19 protein-coding genes are annotated in these 18,296 nt (G+C 60.0%); 13 read left to right on the top strand and 6 right to left on the bottom strand.

The window, feature by feature from the left end; genetic code table 11:
• Positions 1-84 precede the first annotated feature (84 nt).
• The 12 genes from fleN to JOE39_RS10935 all read left to right on the top strand — a co-directional run bounded on the left by fleN (position 85) and on the right by JOE39_RS10935 (position 10,982).
• A complete protein-coding gene (gene fleN, locus JOE39_RS10990; protein ID WP_003343974.1) occupies positions 85-918 on the top strand; it encodes a flagellar synthesis regulator FleN in 834 nt (277 codons plus the stop codon).
• The gene (gene fliA / locus JOE39_RS10985; protein ID WP_003316826.1) at positions 915-1,655 is read left to right on the top strand and encodes an RNA polymerase sigma factor FliA; all 741 of its coding nucleotides are present in this window, start codon (positions 915-917) and stop codon (positions 1,653-1,655) included. The genes fleN and fliA overlap by 4 nt, the downstream gene beginning before the upstream one ends.
• A 256-nt stretch (positions 1,656-1,911) precedes the next feature.
• Positions 1,912-2,286 carry a chemotaxis response regulator CheY gene (locus tag JOE39_RS10980; RefSeq protein WP_161420660.1) on the top strand — a complete coding sequence of 125 codons (375 nt, stop codon included), beginning with the start codon at positions 1,912-1,914 and terminating at the stop codon, positions 2,284-2,286.
• Positions 2,287-2,305: 19 nt separating this feature from the next.
• Entirely contained in the window at positions 2,306-3,091 is a 786-nt protein-coding gene (locus tag JOE39_RS10975) for a protein phosphatase CheZ (RefSeq protein WP_003316828.1), read from the top strand.
• Between the two features lie 33 nt (positions 3,092-3,124).
• Positions 3,125-5,386 (top strand): chemotaxis protein CheA, encoded by a 2,262-nt coding sequence (locus JOE39_RS10970; protein ID WP_210077371.1) that lies wholly within the window; start codon positions 3,125-3,127, stop codon positions 5,384-5,386.
• A 50-nt stretch (positions 5,387-5,436) separates the two neighbouring features.
• Positions 5,437-6,597, top strand: a complete 1,161-nt coding sequence (locus JOE39_RS10965; protein WP_003391381.1) for a chemotaxis response regulator protein-glutamate methylesterase — start codon at positions 5,437-5,439, stop codon at positions 6,595-6,597.
• Positions 6,597-7,337: a flagellar motor protein gene (locus tag JOE39_RS10960; protein WP_003316831.1), complete on the top strand. Its 741-nt coding sequence runs from the start codon at positions 6,597-6,599 to the stop codon at positions 7,335-7,337. Before JOE39_RS10965 ends, JOE39_RS10960 begins: the two co-directional genes overlap by 1 nt.
• A gap of 6 nt (positions 7,338-7,343) precedes the next feature.
• A complete protein-coding gene (motD, locus tag JOE39_RS10955) occupies positions 7,344-8,231 on the top strand; it encodes a flagellar motor protein MotD (protein ID WP_003316832.1) in 888 nt (295 codons plus the stop codon).
• A gap of 45 nt (positions 8,232-8,276) precedes the next feature.
• Positions 8,277-9,065 (top strand): ParA family protein, encoded by a 789-nt coding sequence (locus JOE39_RS10950; protein WP_003316833.1) that lies wholly within the window; start codon positions 8,277-8,279, stop codon positions 9,063-9,065.
• Between the two features lie 75 nt (positions 9,066-9,140).
• Positions 9,141-10,043, top strand: a complete 903-nt coding sequence (locus JOE39_RS10945) for a CheW domain-containing protein (protein WP_210077373.1) — start codon at positions 9,141-9,143, stop codon at positions 10,041-10,043.
• Positions 10,044-10,100: 57 nt separating this feature from the next.
• Positions 10,101-10,580, top strand: a complete 480-nt coding sequence (locus JOE39_RS10940) for a chemotaxis protein CheW (RefSeq protein WP_003343961.1) — start codon at positions 10,101-10,103, stop codon at positions 10,578-10,580.
• A complete protein-coding gene (locus tag JOE39_RS10935) occupies positions 10,581-10,982 on the top strand; it encodes a DUF2802 domain-containing protein (RefSeq protein WP_003316837.1) in 402 nt (133 codons plus the stop codon).
• A gap of 524 nt (positions 10,983-11,506) precedes the next feature.
• Here the strand turns inward: JOE39_RS10935 and JOE39_RS10930 are convergent.
• Both JOE39_RS10930 and fnr read right to left on the bottom strand, forming a co-directional pair.
• Positions 11,507-12,055: an adenine phosphoribosyltransferase gene (locus JOE39_RS10930; protein WP_003316839.1), complete on the bottom strand. Its 549-nt coding sequence runs from the start codon at positions 12,053-12,055 to the stop codon at positions 11,507-11,509.
• A 61-nt stretch (positions 12,056-12,116) separates the two neighbouring features.
• Positions 12,117-12,851, bottom strand: coding sequence for a fumarate/nitrate reduction transcriptional regulator Fnr (gene fnr, locus JOE39_RS10925; protein ID WP_003316840.1), 735 nt, complete (start codon positions 12,849-12,851; stop codon positions 12,117-12,119).
• Between the two features lie 152 nt (positions 12,852-13,003).
• On the opposite strand from fnr, the gene JOE39_RS10920 reads away from it, so the two are divergent.
• Positions 13,004-13,471 (top strand): hypothetical protein, encoded by a 468-nt coding sequence (locus JOE39_RS10920; RefSeq protein WP_024662695.1) that lies wholly within the window; start codon positions 13,004-13,006, stop codon positions 13,469-13,471.
• A 14-nt stretch (positions 13,472-13,485) separates the two neighbouring features.
• Here the strand turns inward: JOE39_RS10920 and hemN are convergent, their stop codons facing one another.
• From hemN to JOE39_RS10900, 4 genes are all read right to left on the bottom strand, one after another.
• Positions 13,486-14,868 (bottom strand): oxygen-independent coproporphyrinogen III oxidase, encoded by a 1,383-nt coding sequence (hemN, locus tag JOE39_RS10915; protein WP_003316842.1) that lies wholly within the window; start codon positions 14,866-14,868, stop codon positions 13,486-13,488.
• 95 nt (positions 14,869-14,963) lie between these two features.
• Positions 14,964-15,647 (bottom strand): sulfite exporter TauE/SafE family protein, encoded by a 684-nt coding sequence (locus JOE39_RS10910; protein ID WP_032662653.1) that lies wholly within the window; start codon positions 15,645-15,647, stop codon positions 14,964-14,966.
• Positions 15,640-15,843, bottom strand: a complete 204-nt coding sequence (gene ccoS, locus JOE39_RS10905) for a cbb3-type cytochrome oxidase assembly protein CcoS (protein WP_003391392.1) — start codon at positions 15,841-15,843, stop codon at positions 15,640-15,642. The genes JOE39_RS10910 and ccoS overlap by 8 nt, the downstream gene beginning before the upstream one ends.
• The gene (locus JOE39_RS10900; RefSeq protein WP_210077376.1) at positions 15,822-18,296 is read right to left on the bottom strand and encodes a heavy metal translocating P-type ATPase; all 2,475 of its coding nucleotides are present in this window, start codon (positions 18,294-18,296) and stop codon (positions 15,822-15,824) included. Before JOE39_RS10900 ends, ccoS begins: the two co-directional genes overlap by 22 nt.

The raw sequence follows: 18,296 nt of genomic DNA, 5'->3' as shown, positions 1-18,296 counted from the left end.
AACGGTCTGCCATACAGTGTTCATTTGCGAACGTGCAGCCCTCGATGTGGTTTCGGTCTACGCAAGACAAGGTAAAGAAATAACATGGGCAGCATGCATCCCGTACAGGTTATCGCGGTGACCGGTGGCAAAGGTGGCGTCGGTAAGACTAACGTGTCAGTGAACCTTTCACTGGCCCTCGCCGAGCTTGGCCGTCGCGTCATGCTGCTGGACGCCGATCTGGGTCTGGCCAATGTCGACGTGCTGCTTGGGTTGACGCCCAAACGCACGCTTGCCGATGTCATGGAGGGGCGTTGTGAGTTGCGCGACGTGCTGTTGCAGGGGCCGGGCGGGGTTCGAATCGTACCCGCCGCTTCCGGCACCCAGAGCATGGTGCATCTGTCGCCCGCCCAGCATGCGGGCTTGATCCAGGCGTTCAGTGAGATTGGCGACAACCTCGATGTGCTGGTGATCGACACAGCCGCCGGTATCGGTGAGTCGGTGGTCAGCTTCGTGCGCGCCGCTCAGGAAGTGCTGCTGGTGGTGTGCGATGAGCCCACGTCGATCACCGATGCCTACGCCCTGATCAAACTGCTCAACCGCGATTACGGCATGAACCGCTTCCGGGTGCTGGCCAACATGGCACAGAGCCCGCAGGAAGGGCGCAACCTGTTCGCCAAACTGACCAAAGTGACGGATCGTTTTCTCGATGTTGCACTGCAGTATGTAGGTGCCGTGCCGTACGACGAGTGCGTACGCAAGGCGGTACAGAAACAGCGCGCTGTTTACGAAGCATTCCCGCGTTCCAAATGTGCACTGGCCTTCAAGGCCATTGCCCAGAAGGTTGATACCTGGCCGTTGCCAGCCAATCCGCGGGGTCATCTCGAGTTCTTCGTTGAGCGACTCGTTCACCAGACCAGTGCAGGGCCTGTGCAATGACTGCGAGCGGCTACCAGATGTACAGCAAGACTTCCCGTAATTCACAGTACGAGTTGATCGAGCGCTATGCGCCATTGGTCAAGCGTATCGCTTATCATCTGCTGGCGCGCTTGCCGGCCAGCGTGCAGGTCGAGGATCTGATCCAGGCTGGCATGATCGGCCTGCTTGAAGTCTCCACCAAGTATGATTCCACCAAGGGTGCGAGTTTCGAGACCTATGCTGGCATTCGCATCCGTGGTGCGATGCTCGATGAAGTGCGCAAGGGTGACTGGGCGCCACGCTCGGTACACCGCAATACGCGCATGGTCAGCGACGCAATTCGGTCAATTGAAGCTAAAACCGGCCGTGACGCTAAAGATCACGAGGTTGCGGCCGAACTCCAGTTGAGTCTCGATGATTACTACGGGATTTTGAATGACACCTTGGGCAGCCGCCTCTTCAGTTTCGACGACCTGCTGCAGGACGGCGATCATGAAGGGCTGCACGAGGATGGCGCAAGCGGATCGCTTGAGCCGTCGCGCGACCTGGAAGACGAGCGCTTCCAGGCTGCGTTGGCCGATGCAATTGCCAATCTGCCAGAGCGCGAGCGTCTGGTGTTGGCGCTGTACTACGACGAAGAGCTGAACCTCAAGGAAATCGGAGAGGTTCTTGGGGTCAGCGAATCTCGGGTCAGTCAGTTACACAGCCAGTGCGCAGCTCGTTTGCGAGGGCGTTTGGGGGAGTGGCGAGCGCGTTGACAGGCAATGTGCGGTCCTTGGCCGCATGTTGGTTGCAAGCCGGCTGTGCAGAGCGTTACGTGGTAACAGGATGGACTCGTCAGAAGCCTGTCAGGCATTGCCTTGATGGGCTTGTTTCTCAGGTCCTTGCCTGTTGTTGTGCCAAGCCCGTCGTCGTTTCGTACAGCCGGAGGTGTGCTGTGCCAGTATTGAGTGAACAGCGTGTTCAGGTGCTGAACGCGTTAAAGACTGCTTGGAGGTCGAATTGGACAAGAACATGAAAATCCTCATCGTTGATGACTTCTCAACGATGCGGCGGATCATCAAGAACCTTTTGCGTGATCTGGGGTTTACCAACACATCGGAAGCGGATGATGGTCTGACCGCATTGCCGATGCTGCAGAGCGGTGCCTTTGACTTTCTGGTGACGGACTGGAACATGCCTGGCATGTCCGGTATCGATCTGCTGCGCGAAGTCCGCAAGGACGAACGCCTCAAGAGCCTTCCCGTGCTGATGGTCACTGCCGAAGCCAAGCGTGAGCAGATCATTGAAGCTGCCCAGGCTGGGGTGAACGGCTATGTAGTCAAGCCATTCACTGCCCAAGCCCTGAAAGACAAGATCGACAAGATCTTTGAACGCGTCAATAGCTGATGCAAGCCGCGAGGGCGCTATGGATAACAATGATTCGATGGCCGACTTTGAGTCGACCTTAAAGAGACACGCGCAGGAACTTGTCACCAGCCTTGAAAAGGGTCGTTTCGGTGACGCTGTGCAACTGATTCACGAACTCAACCAGACACGCGACCGCGGCCTTTATCAGGAAGTGGGCAAGCTGACTCGTGAGCTGCACAGTGCAATCGTAAACTTTCACATCGATCCGCACATGCCTCAAGCCGAGGAAGTGTCGCAGATCACGGATGCTACCGAGCGCCTGTCGTATGTGGTGAGGCTGACCGAGAATGCGGCCAACCGCACCATGGACCTGGTGGAGGAGAGTACGCCGGTCATGAACGGCCTGAGTTCCGACGCCAAGGCGTTGAGCGACGACTGGGGACGTTTCATGCGCCGCGAAATCGGTGCCGAAGAGTTCCGCGAGCTGGCCAAGCGGGTCGATGGTTTTCTGACGCGTACCGAGAAGGAAACCCATCAGGTTTCCGCGCATCTCAACGACATTCTGCTCGCCCAGGATTACCAGGACCTTACCGGTCAGGTTATCAAGCGAGTGACGCAACTGGTCACTGAAGTCGAGAGCAATCTGCTCAAACTGGTGCTCATGGCCAGTCATGTCGATCGCTTTGCAGGCATCGAACATGACGAACAATCCATCCTCGATGAAAAAGATCCTAAAAAACATCTCGCTCAGGGTGAAGGTCCGCAGATTCATGCCGATAAACGTGAAGACGTCGTATCCGGACAGGATGATGTAGACGATCTGCTATCGAGCCTCGGCTTCTAAGGTCTGTTGACGGTTAATTTTAGGGAGCACCCCATGAGCTTCGGCGCCGATGAAGAAATCCTTCAGGATTTTCTGGTAGAGGCCGGCGAAATTCTGGAGCAGTTGTCAGAGCAATTGGTCGAGCTGGAAAGCCGACCGGATGATGCTGATCTGCTCAATGCAATTTTTCGCGGTTTTCACACTGTAAAAGGGGGCGCCGGCTTCCTCCAGCTCCATGAGCTGGTGGAGTGCTGCCACATCGCCGAAAACGTGTTCGACATCCTGCGTAAGGGTGAACGTCGCGTCGATTCCGAATTGATGGACGTGGTCCTGGAAGCACTGGACACCGTCAACAGCATGTTCGGTCAGGTACGTGAACGGACTGACGTAACTCCGGCGACGCCAGAACTGCTGGCCGCGCTGGCGCGTCTGGCCGAGCCACAATCCGCCGATGAAGTAGCGGCTCCTGAACCTGAGCCGGTGGTTGAAGTCCAGGCTGCTGCTGCGGTTGCGGAGCCAGCCGCTGGCGACGAGATTACCGATGATGAATTCGAGGAGTTGCTCGATTCGCTGCACGGCTCAAGCCCGGTATCTGCAGCGCCTGCAACGGCGCCAGCAGCGGTTGCGGCTGCGCCGGCGGGTGATGAAATCACCGATCAGGAATTCGAATCCCTGCTTGATCAGTTGCATGGCAAAGGCAAGTTTGCGGCTGACGCTGCTCCTGCTCCGGCACGTGCACCTGTGGCGCAGGGCAGTGCAGCGCCTGCCGGTGATGAAATCACCGACGACGAATTCGAAGCGTTGCTCGATCAACTGCACGGCAAAGGCTCGTTTGATGGCGCCGTAGCGGCTCCGGTAGCTGCTGCACCCGTAGCCGTTGCTGCCAAGGCACCCGCTGCTGCTTCGGACGAAATCACCGATCACGAATTCGAAAGCCTGCTCGATGAATTGCATGGCAAGGGCAAGTTCGAGCCTGAGGCGATCGTTGCCAAGGCGCCTGCTCCGGTCGCAGCGGCTGCTCCGCCACCTCCTGCTGCCAAGCCTGCTCCAGCACCTGCTGCTAAAGCCGAGCCGGCCAAACCCGCGGCGGCTCCAGCCCCTGCGCGCACTCCTGCGCCTACCGGCGAAAAGCCGGTGGCGACAGAAGCCGAAACCACGGTTCGTGTCGATACCGCCCGACTGGACGAGATCATGAACATGGTCGGCGAGCTGGTACTGGTGCGTAACCGTCTGGTGCGCCTGGGTCTCAACAACGGCGATGAAGCCATGTCCAAGGCAGTTTCCAACCTGGATGTGGTGACTGCCGATCTGCAGACTGCGGTGATGAAAACCCGCATGCAGCCGATCAAGAAAGTCTTCGGCCGCTTCCCGCGTCTGGTCCGTGACCTGGCTCGCCAGCTCAAGAAAGAGATCAACCTGGAACTGGTCGGTGAAGAGACCGACCTTGACAAGAACCTCGTAGAGGCGCTTGCCGATCCACTGGTCCACTTGGTGCGTAACGCAGTCGACCACGGTATCGAAACGCCGGAAGAGCGCGAAGCCACGGGCAAGTCCCGCGGCGGTCGTGTGATCCTTTCGGCAGAGCAGGAAGGCGACCATATCCTGCTGTCGATTTCCGATGACGGCAAAGGCATGGACCCTAACGTACTGCGCTCCATTGCAGTGAAGCGCGGCGTCATGGACAAGGATGCAGCCGATCGGTTGAGTGACACCGATTGCTACAACCTGATCTTCGCGCCGGGCTTCTCGACCAAGACCGAGATTTCCGATGTGTCGGGTCGCGGTGTGGGCATGGACGTGGTCAAGACCAAGATCTCCCAGCTCAACGGCTCGATCAACATCTACTCGACCAAGGGCCAGGGTTCGAAGATCGTCATCAAGGTGCCGTTGACCTTGGCGATCATGCCGACCCTGATGGTGATGCTGGGCAACCAGGCTTTCGCTTTCCCGCTGGTCAACGTCAACGAAATCTTCCACCTGAACCTGTCGACTACCAACGTGGTTGATGGCCAGGAAGTGGTGATCGTACGTGACAAGGCCTTGCCGCTGTTCTACCTCAAGCGCTGGCTGGTCAGTTCGGCGGCTCACGAGGAGCAGCGCGAAGGGCACGTGGTAATCCTCACGGTCGGCACTCAGCGCATCGGCTTTGTCGTCGATCAACTGGTCGGTCAGGAAGAAGTGGTCATCAAACCGCTGGGCAAGATGCTGCAAGGTACGCCGGGTATGTCGGGCGCCACCATCACCGGTGACGGTCGCATCGCCTTGATTCTCGATGTACCCAGCATGCTCAAGCGTTACGCCGCACGGCGTATCTGAACCCGGGGTCGCGGGCAGCCTGGCTGCCTGCGGCACCTATTGGAGTGTTTATGGCAGTCAAGGTCCTGGTGGTGGATGATTCCGGTTTTTTCCGCCGCCGCGTTACGGAAATTCTTTCTTCGGACCCCAACATTGTAGTGGTCGGCACCGCCACCAACGGCAAGGAAGCGATTGAGCAGGCGCTGGCGCTCAAGCCGGATGTCATCACCATGGACTACGAAATGCCGATGATGGATGGCATTACGGCAGTTCGCCATATCATGCAGCGTATCCCCACCCCGGTATTGATGTTCTCGTCGCTGACGCACGAAGGTGCGCGCGTGACGCTGGATGCTCTTGACGCCGGTGCGGTGGATTTTCTGCCCAAGAATTTCGAAGATATCTCGCGCAACCCGCAGAAGGTCAAGCAACTGCTGTGCGAGAAAATCAACAGCATCTCACGCAGCAATCGTCGTTCCAGCGGGTTCGGTTCAGCCAGTGCAACTCCGGCAGCACCGGCTCCGTCGACGTTGACCAGCCGCGCTTCTGCGCCAGCCCCGGCACCCGCCAGGGCGGTGCCGTCACGCACGGCAACACCCGCTGCCGCTTCGGCCGCCCCGGCCCATCATGCGCCGGCGCACCCGACGACGTCAGGCACGGCCAAGCGCAAGGCCTACAAACTGGTGGCCATCGGCACGTCAACGGGCGGCCCGGTCGCACTGCAACGCGTACTGACCCAACTGCCAGCCAACTTTCCGGCACCACTGGTGCTGATTCAGCACATGCCTGCGGCGTTTACCAAGGCGTTTGCCGAACGTCTCGACAAGCTGTGCAAGATCAGCGTCAAGGAAGCGGAAGACGGCGACGTGCTGCGTCCTGGTCTGGCGCTGCTGGCACCGGGTGGCAAGCAGATGATGGTTGACGGACGCGGCACGGTGAAGATTCTGCCGGGCGACGAGCGCCTCAATTACAAGCCCTGCGTCGACATCACCTTCGGTTCTGCCGCCAAGTCCTACGGCGATAAAGTGCTTTCGGTGGTCTTGACCGGTATGGGCGCCGACGGCCGCGAGGGCGCGCGTTTGCTCAAGCAGGCTGGCAGTACCGTGTGGGCTCAGGATGAAGCGAGCTGCGTGATTTATGGCATGCCGATGGCCATCGTCAAGGCTGAACTCGCGGATGCGATCTACAGTCTGGACGACATCGGTCGGCACCTGGTAGAGGCCTGTCTCTGATGGATGTACTGAGCCTTATCGGTCTGATCCTGGCGTTTGTCGCAATCATTGGTGGTAATTTTCTCGAAGGCGGGCACCTCGGTGCCTTGCTCAATGGTCCGGCGGCGCTGATCGTGTTGGGCGGTACACTCGGTGCTTCGCTGCTGCAGTCGCCGATGAACGCGTTCATGCGTGCCATGAAAATCATCCACTGGATCATTTTTCCGCCACGTATCGATCTGCCTGGCGGTGTCGATCGAGTGATCGGCTGGAGCATGACCGCTCGCAAAGAGGGCTTGCTGGGTCTGGAAACCGTAGCTGATTCCGAGCCCGACGGTTATTCGCGCAAGGGCCTGCAACTGTTGGTCGACGGTGCAGAACCCGCCGCGATTCGCAGCATTCTTGAAGTGGATTTCATCACGCAGGAAACCCGCGATATTCAGGCTGCGAAAGTATTCGAAAGCATGGGCGGCTACGCGCCGACCGTGGGTATCATCGGCGCAGTCATGGGCCTGATCCATGTCATGGGCAATCTGGCTGATCCCAGCCAGCTGGGCAGTGGTATTGCGGTGGCCTTCGTCGCCACCATCTACGGCGTGGCCATGGCCAACCTGATCCTTTTGCCAGTGGCGAACAAACTCAAGGCCATTGCCCACCGTCAGGCGCGCTACCGCGAAATGTTGCTTGAAGGTCTGTTGTCCATCGCCGAGGGTGAAAACCCGCGCTCCATCGAACTCAAGCTGCAAGGCTTCATGGAGTAACAACGCATGGCTCGCCGTCGTCAGGTCGAAGAACATGAAAATCACGAACGCTGGCTGGTGTCGTATGCCGACTTCATTACCTTGCTGTTCGCGTTTTTCGTGGTGATGTACTCGATTTCCTCGGTCAACGAAGGCAAGTACAAGATCCTGTCCCAGGCATTGGTCGGCGTATTCAACGACACTGAACGCACCATGAAGCCGATCCCCATCGGTGAGCAGCGCCCGGTCTCGGTCAAGCCTGCCGAGCCCCTGGTCAAGGACAGCGAGCAGACTGACGCCGGTATAGGTCAGGCGTCCGATGACCCGTTGCAGACCATTGCCCAGGACGTGCGCGATGCGTTCGGTGACCTGATCAAGTCCGATCAGATGACGGTGCGTGGCAACGAACTGTGGATCGAGATCGAGCTCAACTCCAGCATGCTTTTCGGCAGCGGCGATGCGATGCCCAGCGACAAGGCGTTCACCATCATCGAAAAGGTCGCCGGAATCGTCAAACGCTTCGACAACCCGATCCATGTGGAGGGCTTTACCGACGACCAGCCGATCAGCACTGCACAATTCCCGACCAACTGGGAGCTGTCTTCGGCGCGTTCTGCCAGCATTGTGCGCATGTTGGCCATGGACGGCGTCAATCCGGCGCGACTCGCTTCGGTGGGCTACGGTGAATTTCAGCCGATCGTTCCCAACACCAGCACGGCCGGACGCGCCAAGAACCGCCGTGTAGTGCTGGTTATCTCGCGCAATCTGGACGTTCGCCGCAGTCTGACCAGCGCTGGATCGGCCAATGTGCAGCCTGATGCTGCATTGCGGCGTGCTGGCACACAAACTGCACCGGTGCCAGCAAAGCCGCCGGTACGCGCGAACGCCGTCAATTCTCCGTCACCCGCCCCCTAAACATCGTATCGGTATGGTCGTCGCTGTACGCAAGGAAAACAATTAATGAGAGTCTGGGCAGTAGCCAACCAGAAAGGTGGAGTCGGAAAGACCACCACGACCATTGCCCTGGCCGGTTTGCTGGCCGACTCAGGTAAGCGCGTGGTTGTGGTCGATCTGGACCCTCACGGCTCCATGACCAGTTATTTCGGGCATAACCCGGACGAGCTGGAACACAGCGCTTTCGATCTGTTTCTGCATAAAGGTGCTGTGCCGGACGGTCTTCCCGGCCAGTTGTTGCTGCCTACCAGCGATAAACGCATCTCGTTGATCCCCTCCAGCACCGCGCTTGCCACGCTGGAGCGCCAGTCACCCGGCCAGAGCGGCCTGGGTCTGGTTGTCGCGAAAAGCCTGGCTCAGTTGTGGCAGGATTTTGACTATGCGTTGATCGACAGTCCGCCGCTGCTGGGCGTTCTCATGGTCAATGCACTGGCGGCCAGCCAGCAACTGGCGATTCCGGTGCAGACCGAGTTTCTGGCCGTGAAAGGTCTGGAGCGCATGGTCAATACGCTGACCATGATCAATCGTTCGCGCAAGGTGCCGTTGCCTTACACCATCGTGCCGACCTTGTTCGACCGCCGTACCCAGGCATCGATGGGCACCTTGAAACTGTTGCGCGACAGCTTCCCCGAGCATGTCTGGCAAGCCTACGTGCCGGTCGATACACGACTGCGCGATGCCAGCCGTCTGGGGCTTACGCCGTCGCAGAACGACAGCAAGAGTCGTGGTGTGATCGCTTACCGGGCATTGCTCAAGCATATGCTCGCCGAGCAGCTCAATGCGCAGGTGGCCTGACGTGAACGTCTACTCTTTCTGCATTGTTTGCTCAAGTGATGCCTCAATGCGGCCGATAACTGTATCAGGCTGCACATGCTCCATTTTTCGTTGGGCCCCGGTATGAACCGCCCTGTAGAAGTAGCAACACGACCCAAACTGGCTTTGCAGTCCTACCTGGACGCACTGCTGTACGACGCGACTGAAGTGCTCGAAGAGCCCGTCAGCAGCATCGATGAATTTCAGGCGGCTGTGCTCGAAGAGCAGGCCTTTGATGCGCGGATGCAGGCGCAGATCAAGCCGCTGGCGGTCGCGGTTGCCGCGCCGGCTCCGGTGGCTGTCGAGGTGCAGGTCCTGGCGCCTGCGCCAGTGGTTGAAGTCGCTCCGGTGATCGTTGCCGAAGCGGTGCAGGTTGAAGAGGCTCAGGTTGAAGAGGCAGTGCCAACCGTTGCGCTGGTGGAACCGGTCGCCGAGTTGAGCACGCTGGCAGCCCAGCGTACCCCTACACCACCGCCGACCAGTGATGGTCGTCCGGCATGGGCTGCCGAGCCGTTCGAATGCCTGTTGTTCGATGTGGCCGGTCTGACACTGGCGGTGCCGCTGGTGTGCCTGGGGTCGATTTATCCGCTGGCAGGGCAGGAGCTAACGCCGCTGTTCGGTCAGCCGGACTGGTTTCTCGGGATCCTGCCGTGTCAGGCAGGCAACCTGAAAGTGTTGGATACCGCGCGCTGGATCATGCCTGATCGCTACCGCGACGATTTTCGCCAGGGATTGCAGTATGTGATTTCGGTGCAGGGATACGAGTGGGGGCTGGCGGTGCATCAGGTCAGCCGTTCGTTGCGTCTTGATCCGAACGAGATCAAATGGCGCGCGCAGCGAGGTCATCGTCCATGGCTGGCGGGTACGGTCATCGAGCATATGTGCGCGTTGCTGGATGTAGCAGAGTTGGCCGAGCTGATAGCCAGTGGTGCGGTCAAGCAGTTGAACAAGTCGAAATAATCATGGGTCGATGCCAGTGGCGTCACCTGCAAAGAACACACGTGAGGGGTTGGGGTTATGAATAAGTCGTCTGCACAAGGTTCCGAAGATCCTATTCTGCAATGGGTTACGTTCCGCCTGGACAACGAGTCCTACGGCATCAACGTAATGCAGGTGCAGGAAGTGCTGCGCTACACTGAAATCGCCCCGGTGCCGGGTGCGCCAAGTTATGTGCTGGGCATCATCAACCTGCGCGGTAACGTCGTGACCGTGATCGACACCCGTCAGCGTTTTGGCCTGGACCCGGTTGAAGTCAGCGACAACACGCGTATCGTGATCATCGAAGCTGACAAGCAAGTGGTCGGTATTCTGGTCGACAGCGTTGCGGAAGTGGTTTACTTGCGTCAGTCAGAAGTTGAAACTGCGCCTAACGTCGGTAACGACGAATCGGCCAAGTTCATTCAGGGCGTTTGCAACAAGAACGGCGAACTGTTGATTCTGGTTGAACTGGACAAAATGATGTCCGAAGAAGAGTGGTCCGATCTGGAGAACATCTGATTGATCTTTGAGGTAGCTGTCGTCTTTCTGGGCATTCTCTGGGTAGTGACCCTGTTTATGTTCCTGGCCCATACCAGGCGTCAGCGCAAGCTCGACGCCGAGCGTGATGAGGCGGCTGCCTTGCGGGATCAGCGGATCAAGGAGTTGGCCAGGCGTCTGGACAACTACCAGAACGGTACGGTGCGCATGGGCGAAGCGTTGCATGAGCTGCGTGCCGTCGTTGCGCCGTTGCCGGACAAGCTCACCGCTCTGGAGCAGCGCGATCCCTCCACGCTATCCTTCGCCCAGGCCGCCCGTCTGGTCGGCATGGGTGCCAGCATCGACGAGCTGACCCAGTCCTGCGGCCTGACCCAGGCCGAAGCGCAACTGATGACCAAACTGCACGGTAATACAGCGAGCTAGTTTCTTTTCCCTGCACGCCTGCGCTGCACACCCAAGGTCGGACGCAGAGCGTCCAGAACTGCATTCCCACGCTGGAGTGAGGAACGATAATCTTGTAACTCTCGTGCCAGCCACTCCGCGTTGGCATGCCCTCCGTAACGCTTGGCGTCATAAATTTCCGGCGCGGCACAAGATCATGCCTTAACTGTTAATGCTGCCTAAAATGCTTTTTTATCGCGATGGCACAGACGACGCAGGGTGCGACGTAAGTGACGGCTGAGTCCTGGCGCTGATCCGGGGGTAGCCTGGCAGGACGCCAGGCTAGCCGCACCGGGCCATGGATGGCCCGTTGCGGCGACCCCCGGATCAGTGACAGGGCGAAGGAACCCGACGAAGTCGGGCCGGAAACGGAGCTGCGGGCTTTGCCTACTTTGGCCCCATCAAAGTAGGTCGCCGAGGGGCGAAAAGGTGACTTGAGTCGAACCCCGATCCACCTGACATCGCAGAACCGCTGTGCAACGCGGAGCGACGGTCAGCGCCCCGTCTTACTGCTCGTCCAGCGCAAACTCGGTCAGGCAGAACGTCGGGATCTTCAGGTCGTTAAGACGCTGGGAGCCGCCCAGTTCCGGCAGGTCGATGATCGCAGCAGCCTCGTACACTTCGGCACCCATACGGCGGATCAGGTTGGCAGCGGCGATCAGCGTGCCTCCGGTCGCGATCAAGTCATCGAACATGATGACCGAGTCACCTTCACACAGACTGTCGGCATGCACTTCCAGATACGCTTCGCCGTATTCGGTCTGATACGCCTCGGACAGTACATCGGCAGGCAGTTTGCCTTGTTTGCGGAACAGCACCAGCGGCTTGTTCAATTGATACGCGACCACCGAACCGATCAGAAAACCCCGCGCGTCCATGACGCCGATATGGCTGAACTCGGCATCGATGTAGCGCTGCACGAAGCTGTCAATCACCTGACGGGTGGCCTTGGGCGACTGGAACAGGGGCGTGATATCGCGGAAGACCACGCCCGGCTTGGGGAAGTCCACGACCGGGCGGATGAGGGATTTGAAGTTCGATTGATCGAAAGTCATCAGGGGATTCCATGGCAGTTTTGGCCGACAGTTTAAGCCGACCCGCCAAAGATCGCACGTTTCAGCTTTGCATCGACCCGCCAGCCAGTGCGCACAGCTCGATGGGGGCGAGGATGTGAATCTCTTTGCCCTCGGCAGAAATCAGCTGATTTTGCTGGAACCGGGTAAAGACACGGGACACGGTCTCGACTGCCAGACCCAGGTGATTGCCGATTTCGTTGCGCGACATACTCAGGCGGAACTGATTGGCCGAAAAGCCTCTGGCGCGGAAGCGTGCAGACAGGTTGATCAGAAACGTGGCGATACGCTCATCGGCGGTCTTTTTCGAGAGCAGCAGCATCATTTGCTGATCGTCACGGATCTCACGGCTCATGACGCGCATCAACTGCCGACGCAGTTGCGGCAGTTTCGCGGAAAGCTCGTCCAGACGCTCGAAAGGGATTTCGCAGACCGACGTGGTTTCCAGTGCCTGGGCCGAGACTGGGTAAGCCTCGGCGTCCATGCCGGACATGCCCACCAGTTCGCTGGGCAGGTGAAAACCGGTGAGCTGTTCTTCACCGCTGTCACTGATATTGAAGGTTTTCAACGCCCCGGAACGCACCGCATAGACCGACTCGAAGGTGTCCCCCTGACGAAACAGAAATTCGCCTTTCTTCAGCGGGCGGCCGCGTTTGACGATCTGGTCAAGGCAGTCCATGTCTTCGGTATTCAACGAAAGGGGCAGGCACAACGGCGCGAGACTGCAATCCTTGCAGTGAGCCTGGTTTTGCGCGCGCGACTTGACTGGCTCGGACATCACTTAATTCCTTGTGGGAAATCACACATAAGCCGTAAGGGTAACTCACCCGTGCTTGTCGGGGCCAGCCTGCAAATCGGTCGGCGTCGTCAAGGTTACAGGTTGCCTGCCGATAACCACGTATTCCTTCAGCCAAGCCAGGATGCCTCGTCATGTCCACGACACTCCCGTTGATCAGCAGCATTACGATACGGACTGCGACCTCGCAGACCACCTACAGTAACGCCGAGCAAATCACTACCGAGGCGTCGGCAAGCGAGACAAAGGCCGTACAGGTCAATTTGTCGGCAGAAGGCAAGGCGGCTGCGTCATCGTCTTCCAGAAACGCTGATATCGAACAGAGCGGCCTGCCTGGTTCCGTGCAGAAGATCCTCAAGGCGATTCGCGAACTTCAGCGCAGGATCGAGGAAACCATGGAGCAGATCCAGAAGGCGCTGAATGACCCCAGCCTGAGCCCCGAGGAGCGAAGGACCAAGGCTGCGGCGCTACAGACCGTGCTCAGCACGTTGCAGGCGCAAGTGAGCAATTCCACGGCCGATCTGTCGTCGCTCATGAACAGCCTGGGCTCCAGTGACGCCGACAAGACCAAGGCGGGGATGCTGGTTCTGGCCAAAATGTAGCACCCGGCCGCAGGTCATATCACCTGGGAGAACTGCTGTCTGTTCTGCCGGGTCAGGTAAGTATCGAAGACCATGCACACTGCGCGTACCAAAAGGCGGCCTGCCGGTCTGACTTCAATGCCCGTCTCGCTCAGCGTAATCAGCCCGTCGCTGGCCATGCCAAGCAGTTGCGGCCACGCTTCGCTGAAATAGTCCCTGAAATCGATGCAAAAAGTCTTTTCGATCTCGCCGAAATCCAGCGTGAAGTGGCAGATCAACTGCTGAATGATCGCGCGCCTGATGCGGTCGTCATCGTTGCAGATCAGCCCGCGTCGGGTTGCTGGCTGGTCGCTGTCCAGCAGCCTCAAGTACTCGTTCAGGTCGCTGCTGTTCTGGCTGTACAGCTCGCCGACCTGGCTGATGGCCGAGACACCCAGGCCGATGAGGTCGCAGTGACCGTGCGTGGTATAGCCCTGAAAGTTGCGCTGCAGGGTCAGGTCTTCCTGAGCGGTGGCCAACTCGTCGTCGGGCAGGGCGAAATGGTCCATGCCGATGTAGCGATAACCGGCGTTGCCCAATTGCTCGACGGTGCGCTCCAGCATCAGCAGTTTGCTTTCTGCATCCGGCAGGTCTGCCACGTCGATGCGCCGCTGCGGCATGAAGCGCTCGGGCAGATGCGCATAGTTGAACACCGACAACCGATCGGGCTGCAGATCGATGACCTTGTCCACGGTGTGGCTGAAGGTTTGCGGATTCTGTGTGGGCAGACCGTAGATCAGATCAATATTCACCGAACGAAATTGCAGCGTGCGCGCCGCTTCAACGATTGCGCGGGTCTCTTCCAGGCTCTGCATGCGGTTGATCGCCCGCTGCACCGTCGGGTCGAGGTCTTGCACGCCCAGGCTGACCCGGTTGAAACCCAGCTCGCGCAGCAGCCCCATCGTCGACCAGTCGGCTTCGCGAGGATCGATCTCGATGCCATAGTCGCCGGAGTCGTCGTCCAGCAGGTTGAAATGCAAGCGCAGCTGCGCCATCAAGCGGCGCAGTTCGTCGTGACTGAGAAAGGTCGGCGTACCGCCGCCCAGATGCAGTTGCTCCACCACCTGACCGGGCGCCAAGTGACAGGCGAGCATCTGTATCTCGTGCTCGAGCCGTTGCAGGTAGGCCTGAGCGCGTCCGCGATCCTTGGTGATGACTTTGTTGCAGGCGCAGTAGTAGCAAATGTTCGCGCAGAAGGGCAGATGCACGTAGAGCGATAACGGACGTGACGCCTTGCGGCTTTCGCGCAGCGCGTGCAGCAGGTCGAAGGCGCTCACTTGGGTATGAAACTGCACCGCTGTCGGATAGGACGTATAGCGCGGTCCGGCCACATCGTAGCGATGGATCAGGTCTGAATCCCAACGAATGGCGTCAAGCATGCGCGCGTTTCCCGGTCCGGCTGGCGATATCGCGAGCATACGCAGGAGGCCGAGGGTCGGCGTTGATGTGGATCAAATGGCAAGAGTTGCCGGCCTCAATGCCCCATCAGCCAGTGCTGATGCGGGCCTGGCAAGGTCCAGATACCGAAGACCATCACCAGCAAGCCTCCCGCCATGCGCACGCCACGTTTGCGCAGCAAAGCCGTGGTGCGTTCGGCAGCCAGGCCGGTGGCCAGCAGAACGGGCCAGGTGCCCAGCCCGAAGGCCAGCATCAGCAGTGCACTGTCGAGAGGGTTGCCCTGGCTGGCGGCCCACAGCAGGGCGCTGTACACCAGCCCGCAGGGCAGCCAGCCCCACAGGGCGCCGAGCAACAAGGCGCGCGGCACACTGGACACCGGCAACAGGCGACTGGCCAAGGGTTGCAAATAACGCCACAGGCCTCGGCCGAGACGCTCTATATAGGTCAGTCCGCTCCACCAGCCGGCCAGGTACAGCCCCATCATGATCAGCAACACGGCGGCGACGATGCGCAAGCCCGTCGCCAGCGGACTTTGCGCCACAGCCCAGCCGACCAGTCCGGAACACAGGCCGGCTGCGACGTAGCTGAGAATGCGCCCCAGGTTGTAGGCCAGCAGCAGACGAAACCGGCGGCTGCGCTGTTCCTTGGGGATGGCCAGCGTCAGGGCTCCCATCAGGCCGCCACACATGCCCAGACAGTGGCCGCCGCCGAGCAGCCCGAGAATGAACGCCGAGAACAGCATCGAGGCGAGTTCAAACATCGCGTTTCTCGTCCGGGCCCGGTTGGGGAGACTCAGGCGGGGCATGCTCCACAGGCGGTGTGTCGTCGAACAATATGCTGTGTGCCGGACCGTCCATGTCGTCGTACTGACCGCTGTCCACTGCCCAGAAGAACACGTAGATCGCCACGCCCACCAGCAATAGAGCGGCAGGAATCATGATGTAAAGCGCGGGCATGAAACCTCCGGGGCAGATGGGGAAACGGGCGCACGACGCGGCAGGCGGGTCAGGCGCAAGGCGTTGAGTACCACAGTCAGCGAACTGAGCGACATGCCGATCGCCGCCCACACCGGAGTGATCCAGCCCAGCGCCGCGAAGGGCAGCATGAGGCCATTGTACAGAACGGCCCAGAGCAGGTTTTCGATAATGACGCTACGCGTGCGCCGGGCCAGATTCAGCGCGTCGATCAGCACCGGCAAACGGTTACACAGCAGCACGGCGTCAGCGCTGGTTTTGGCGAGGTCGGTGGCCGAGCCCATCGCCACACTGATGTCGGCTGCTGCCATGACCGGTACGTCGTTCACTCCGTCACCGATCATCAGCACCTTGCGCCCCTGAGCCTGAAGCTGGCGCAGCACCTCCAGCTTATCGTCCGGGCGCATGCCGCCACGCGCCTCGTCGATGCCCAGCGCCTGCGCGACACGGTCAACCATCGGCGAGCTGTCACCAGACAAAAGCAGCGTCTTCCAGCCTCGCGCCCGGCACGCGTGTAACAGAGTGCCTGCATCCTCGCGCAGTCGGTCGTCCAGTACCAACCATGCGAGTGGGCCCTGCGTATCGCCCAACAACAGCCATTGGCCGGAACGCTCGGTTGGCAAGGGTGTTTCAGCACCGCTCAGCGCACAGACGAAGGCCGCCTCGCCGATGCGCAGCAGATGCCCGTCAACACGACCTTGCAGGCCCAGTCCCGGTGTGCTGAGCACCTCTTCGGCAGCCGTTGGCGCTCGACCGAAGGCGCGGGCGATGGGATGCTCGGAGCGGTTTTCCAGGGCTGCCGCCAGTTCCAGGCAGCGATTGGCGTCCAGCTCGCGCAACGGGTGAATGCCGCGCAGTGTCAGGCGCCCCTCGGTCAGGGTGCCGGTCTTGTCGAAGATGACCGTATCGATCTGGTTGAGGCCTTCGAGCACATGACCCCGGGTCAGCAGCAGACCAAGTGTGTGCAGCGTGCCGGTCGCCGCAGTCAATGCAGTCGGCGTCGCCAGCGACAGTGCGCAGGGGCAGGTAGCGACGAGCATGGCCAAAACGATCCAGAACGCGCGCGATGCGTCCAGCTGCCACCAGATCACCCCGATCAGCGCGGCCGCGATCAGCGAAAACAGCAGAAAAGTCTGTGCTGCACGGTCAGCGATCTGCGCGAGTCGGGGCTTTTCTGCCTGCGCGCGTTCAAGCAGTCGGACAATGGCCGAAAGACGGGTTTCGTGGCCCAACGCCGTCACGGCAACGGTCAGCGGGCTTTCGACATTCAGCGTTCCTGCGGTGACCGCATCGCCCACACTGCGCATCTGTGGCAGGTATTCGCCGGTCAACAGCGATTCATCGACACTGGAGTGACCCTCGAGGATTTTGCCATCGGCCGGTATCACTGCACCGGGCTGCACCAGCACCCGATCAGCCAGGTGCAGTTCGCTGAGCATGATGCGCTGGCTCTGGCCGTCATCGCTGAGGCGCAGGCATGAGGCGGGCAGCACGTTGACCAGTTGGGCCGTGGCCGCCGCCGTGCGCTCGCGAGCCCGGCGTTCCAGGTAACGTCCTGCCAGCAGGAACAGCGCAAACATGCCGACTGCATCGAAATACAGTTCGCCAGCGCCGGTGACGGCGGTCCAGATCCCTGCGGCGTAGGCCGCGCCTATTGCCAGCGACACCGAGACATCCATTGTCAGGTGACGGCTGCGCAGGTCGCGCCACGCGCCGCGAAAGAACGGCGCGCAACTGTAGAAGACGATCGGCGTGGTCAGAAACAGCGCCACCCAGCGCAGTATGGTGTGCATCTGCGGGCTGAGGTCGATATTGAACTCCGGCCAGGTGGCCATGGTTGCCATCATTGCCTGAAACCACAGCAGGCCGGCGACGCCCAGTTGTCGCAACGCCAAGCGATTGTCACTCGCCATGCGCTCGGTAGCGCGGTCGGCCTGCCATGGATGGGCGACATAGCCAATCGCGTGCAGTTCGTTCAGCAATTGGCTGAGGGCAAGCTGGTCGGCGTTCCAGCGCACCAGCAGGCGATGAGTGGATAGATTCAGCCGCGCTTCGGTCACCGCGGGCAATCGCCCCAGGCGTTGCTCGATCAGCCAGCCGCAGGCCGCGCAACTGATGCCTTCGACAAGCAGGGTGGCCTCTGAGAGGTCGCCGTCGTGGCGCACGAACGGCGCCTGTACGTCGGGGCGGTCGTAGAGCGCCAGTTCATCGAGCAATTGGCTGGGCAGGCTTTCCGGGTTGGCCGAGGTTTCACTGCGATGGCGGTAATAGTTGTCCAGACCGCTCGCGACGATGGCCTCGGTTACTGCCTGGCAACCGGGGCAGCACAGCTGTCGGGTTGTTCCGAGCACCACCGCGTTGAAATGGCTGCCCGCCGGAACCGGCAGGCCGCAGTGGTAGCAGTGCAGCGGCGCGGGGGAGGAGGGCCTGGCCAC

Origin of the sequence: Pseudomonas sp. PvP100 (assembly GCF_017833055.1) — a bacterium.
Taxonomy (GTDB): Bacteria; Pseudomonadota; Gammaproteobacteria; order Pseudomonadales; family Pseudomonadaceae; genus Aquipseudomonas; species Aquipseudomonas syringae.
Note: the sequence above shows the minus strand (reverse complement) of the source record. Positions and strands in the feature narration are given on the sequence as shown.

Bases quoted from the DNA above. Each gene is read 5' to 3' on its own strand.
- JOE39_RS10930 (WP_003316839.1), bottom strand. From the start codon at position 12,055: ATGACTTTCGATCAATCGAACTTCAAATCCCTCATCCGCCCGGTCGTG.
- JOE39_RS10965 (WP_003391381.1), top strand. From the start codon at position 5,437: ATGGCAGTCAAGGTCCTGGTGGTGGATGATTCCGGTTTTTTCCGCCGC.
- JOE39_RS10980 (WP_161420660.1), top strand. From the start codon at position 1,912: ATGAAAATCCTCATCGTTGATGACTTCTCAACGATGCGGCGGATCATC.
- JOE39_RS10945 (WP_210077373.1), top strand. From the start codon at position 9,141: ATGCTCCATTTTTCGTTGGGCCCCGGTATGAACCGCCCTGTAGAAGTA.
- JOE39_RS10975 (WP_003316828.1), top strand. From the start codon at position 2,306: ATGGATAACAATGATTCGATGGCCGACTTTGAGTCGACCTTAAAGAGA.
- JOE39_RS10920 (WP_024662695.1), top strand. From the start codon at position 13,004: ATGTCCACGACACTCCCGTTGATCAGCAGCATTACGATACGGACTGCG.
- motD (WP_003316832.1), top strand. From the start codon at position 7,344: ATGGCTCGCCGTCGTCAGGTCGAAGAACATGAAAATCACGAACGCTGG.
- fliA (WP_003316826.1), top strand. From the start codon at position 915: ATGACTGCGAGCGGCTACCAGATGTACAGCAAGACTTCCCGTAATTCA.
- fleN (WP_003343974.1), top strand. From the start codon at position 85: ATGGGCAGCATGCATCCCGTACAGGTTATCGCGGTGACCGGTGGCAAA.
- hemN (WP_003316842.1), bottom strand. From the start codon at position 14,868: ATGCTTGACGCCATTCGTTGGGATTCAGACCTGATCCATCGCTACGAT.
- fnr (WP_003316840.1), bottom strand. From the start codon at position 12,851: ATGTCCGAGCCAGTCAAGTCGCGCGCGCAAAACCAGGCTCACTGCAAG.
- JOE39_RS10940 (WP_003343961.1), top strand. From the start codon at position 10,101: ATGAATAAGTCGTCTGCACAAGGTTCCGAAGATCCTATTCTGCAATGG.
- JOE39_RS10910 (WP_032662653.1), bottom strand. From the start codon at position 15,647: ATGTTTGAACTCGCCTCGATGCTGTTCTCGGCGTTCATTCTCGGGCTG.
- JOE39_RS10960 (WP_003316831.1), top strand. From the start codon at position 6,597: ATGGATGTACTGAGCCTTATCGGTCTGATCCTGGCGTTTGTCGCAATC.
- JOE39_RS10970 (WP_210077371.1), top strand. From the start codon at position 3,125: ATGAGCTTCGGCGCCGATGAAGAAATCCTTCAGGATTTTCTGGTAGAG.
- JOE39_RS10950 (WP_003316833.1), top strand. From the start codon at position 8,277: ATGAGAGTCTGGGCAGTAGCCAACCAGAAAGGTGGAGTCGGAAAGACC.
- ccoS (WP_003391392.1), bottom strand. From the start codon at position 15,843: ATGCCCGCGCTTTACATCATGATTCCTGCCGCTCTATTGCTGGTGGGC.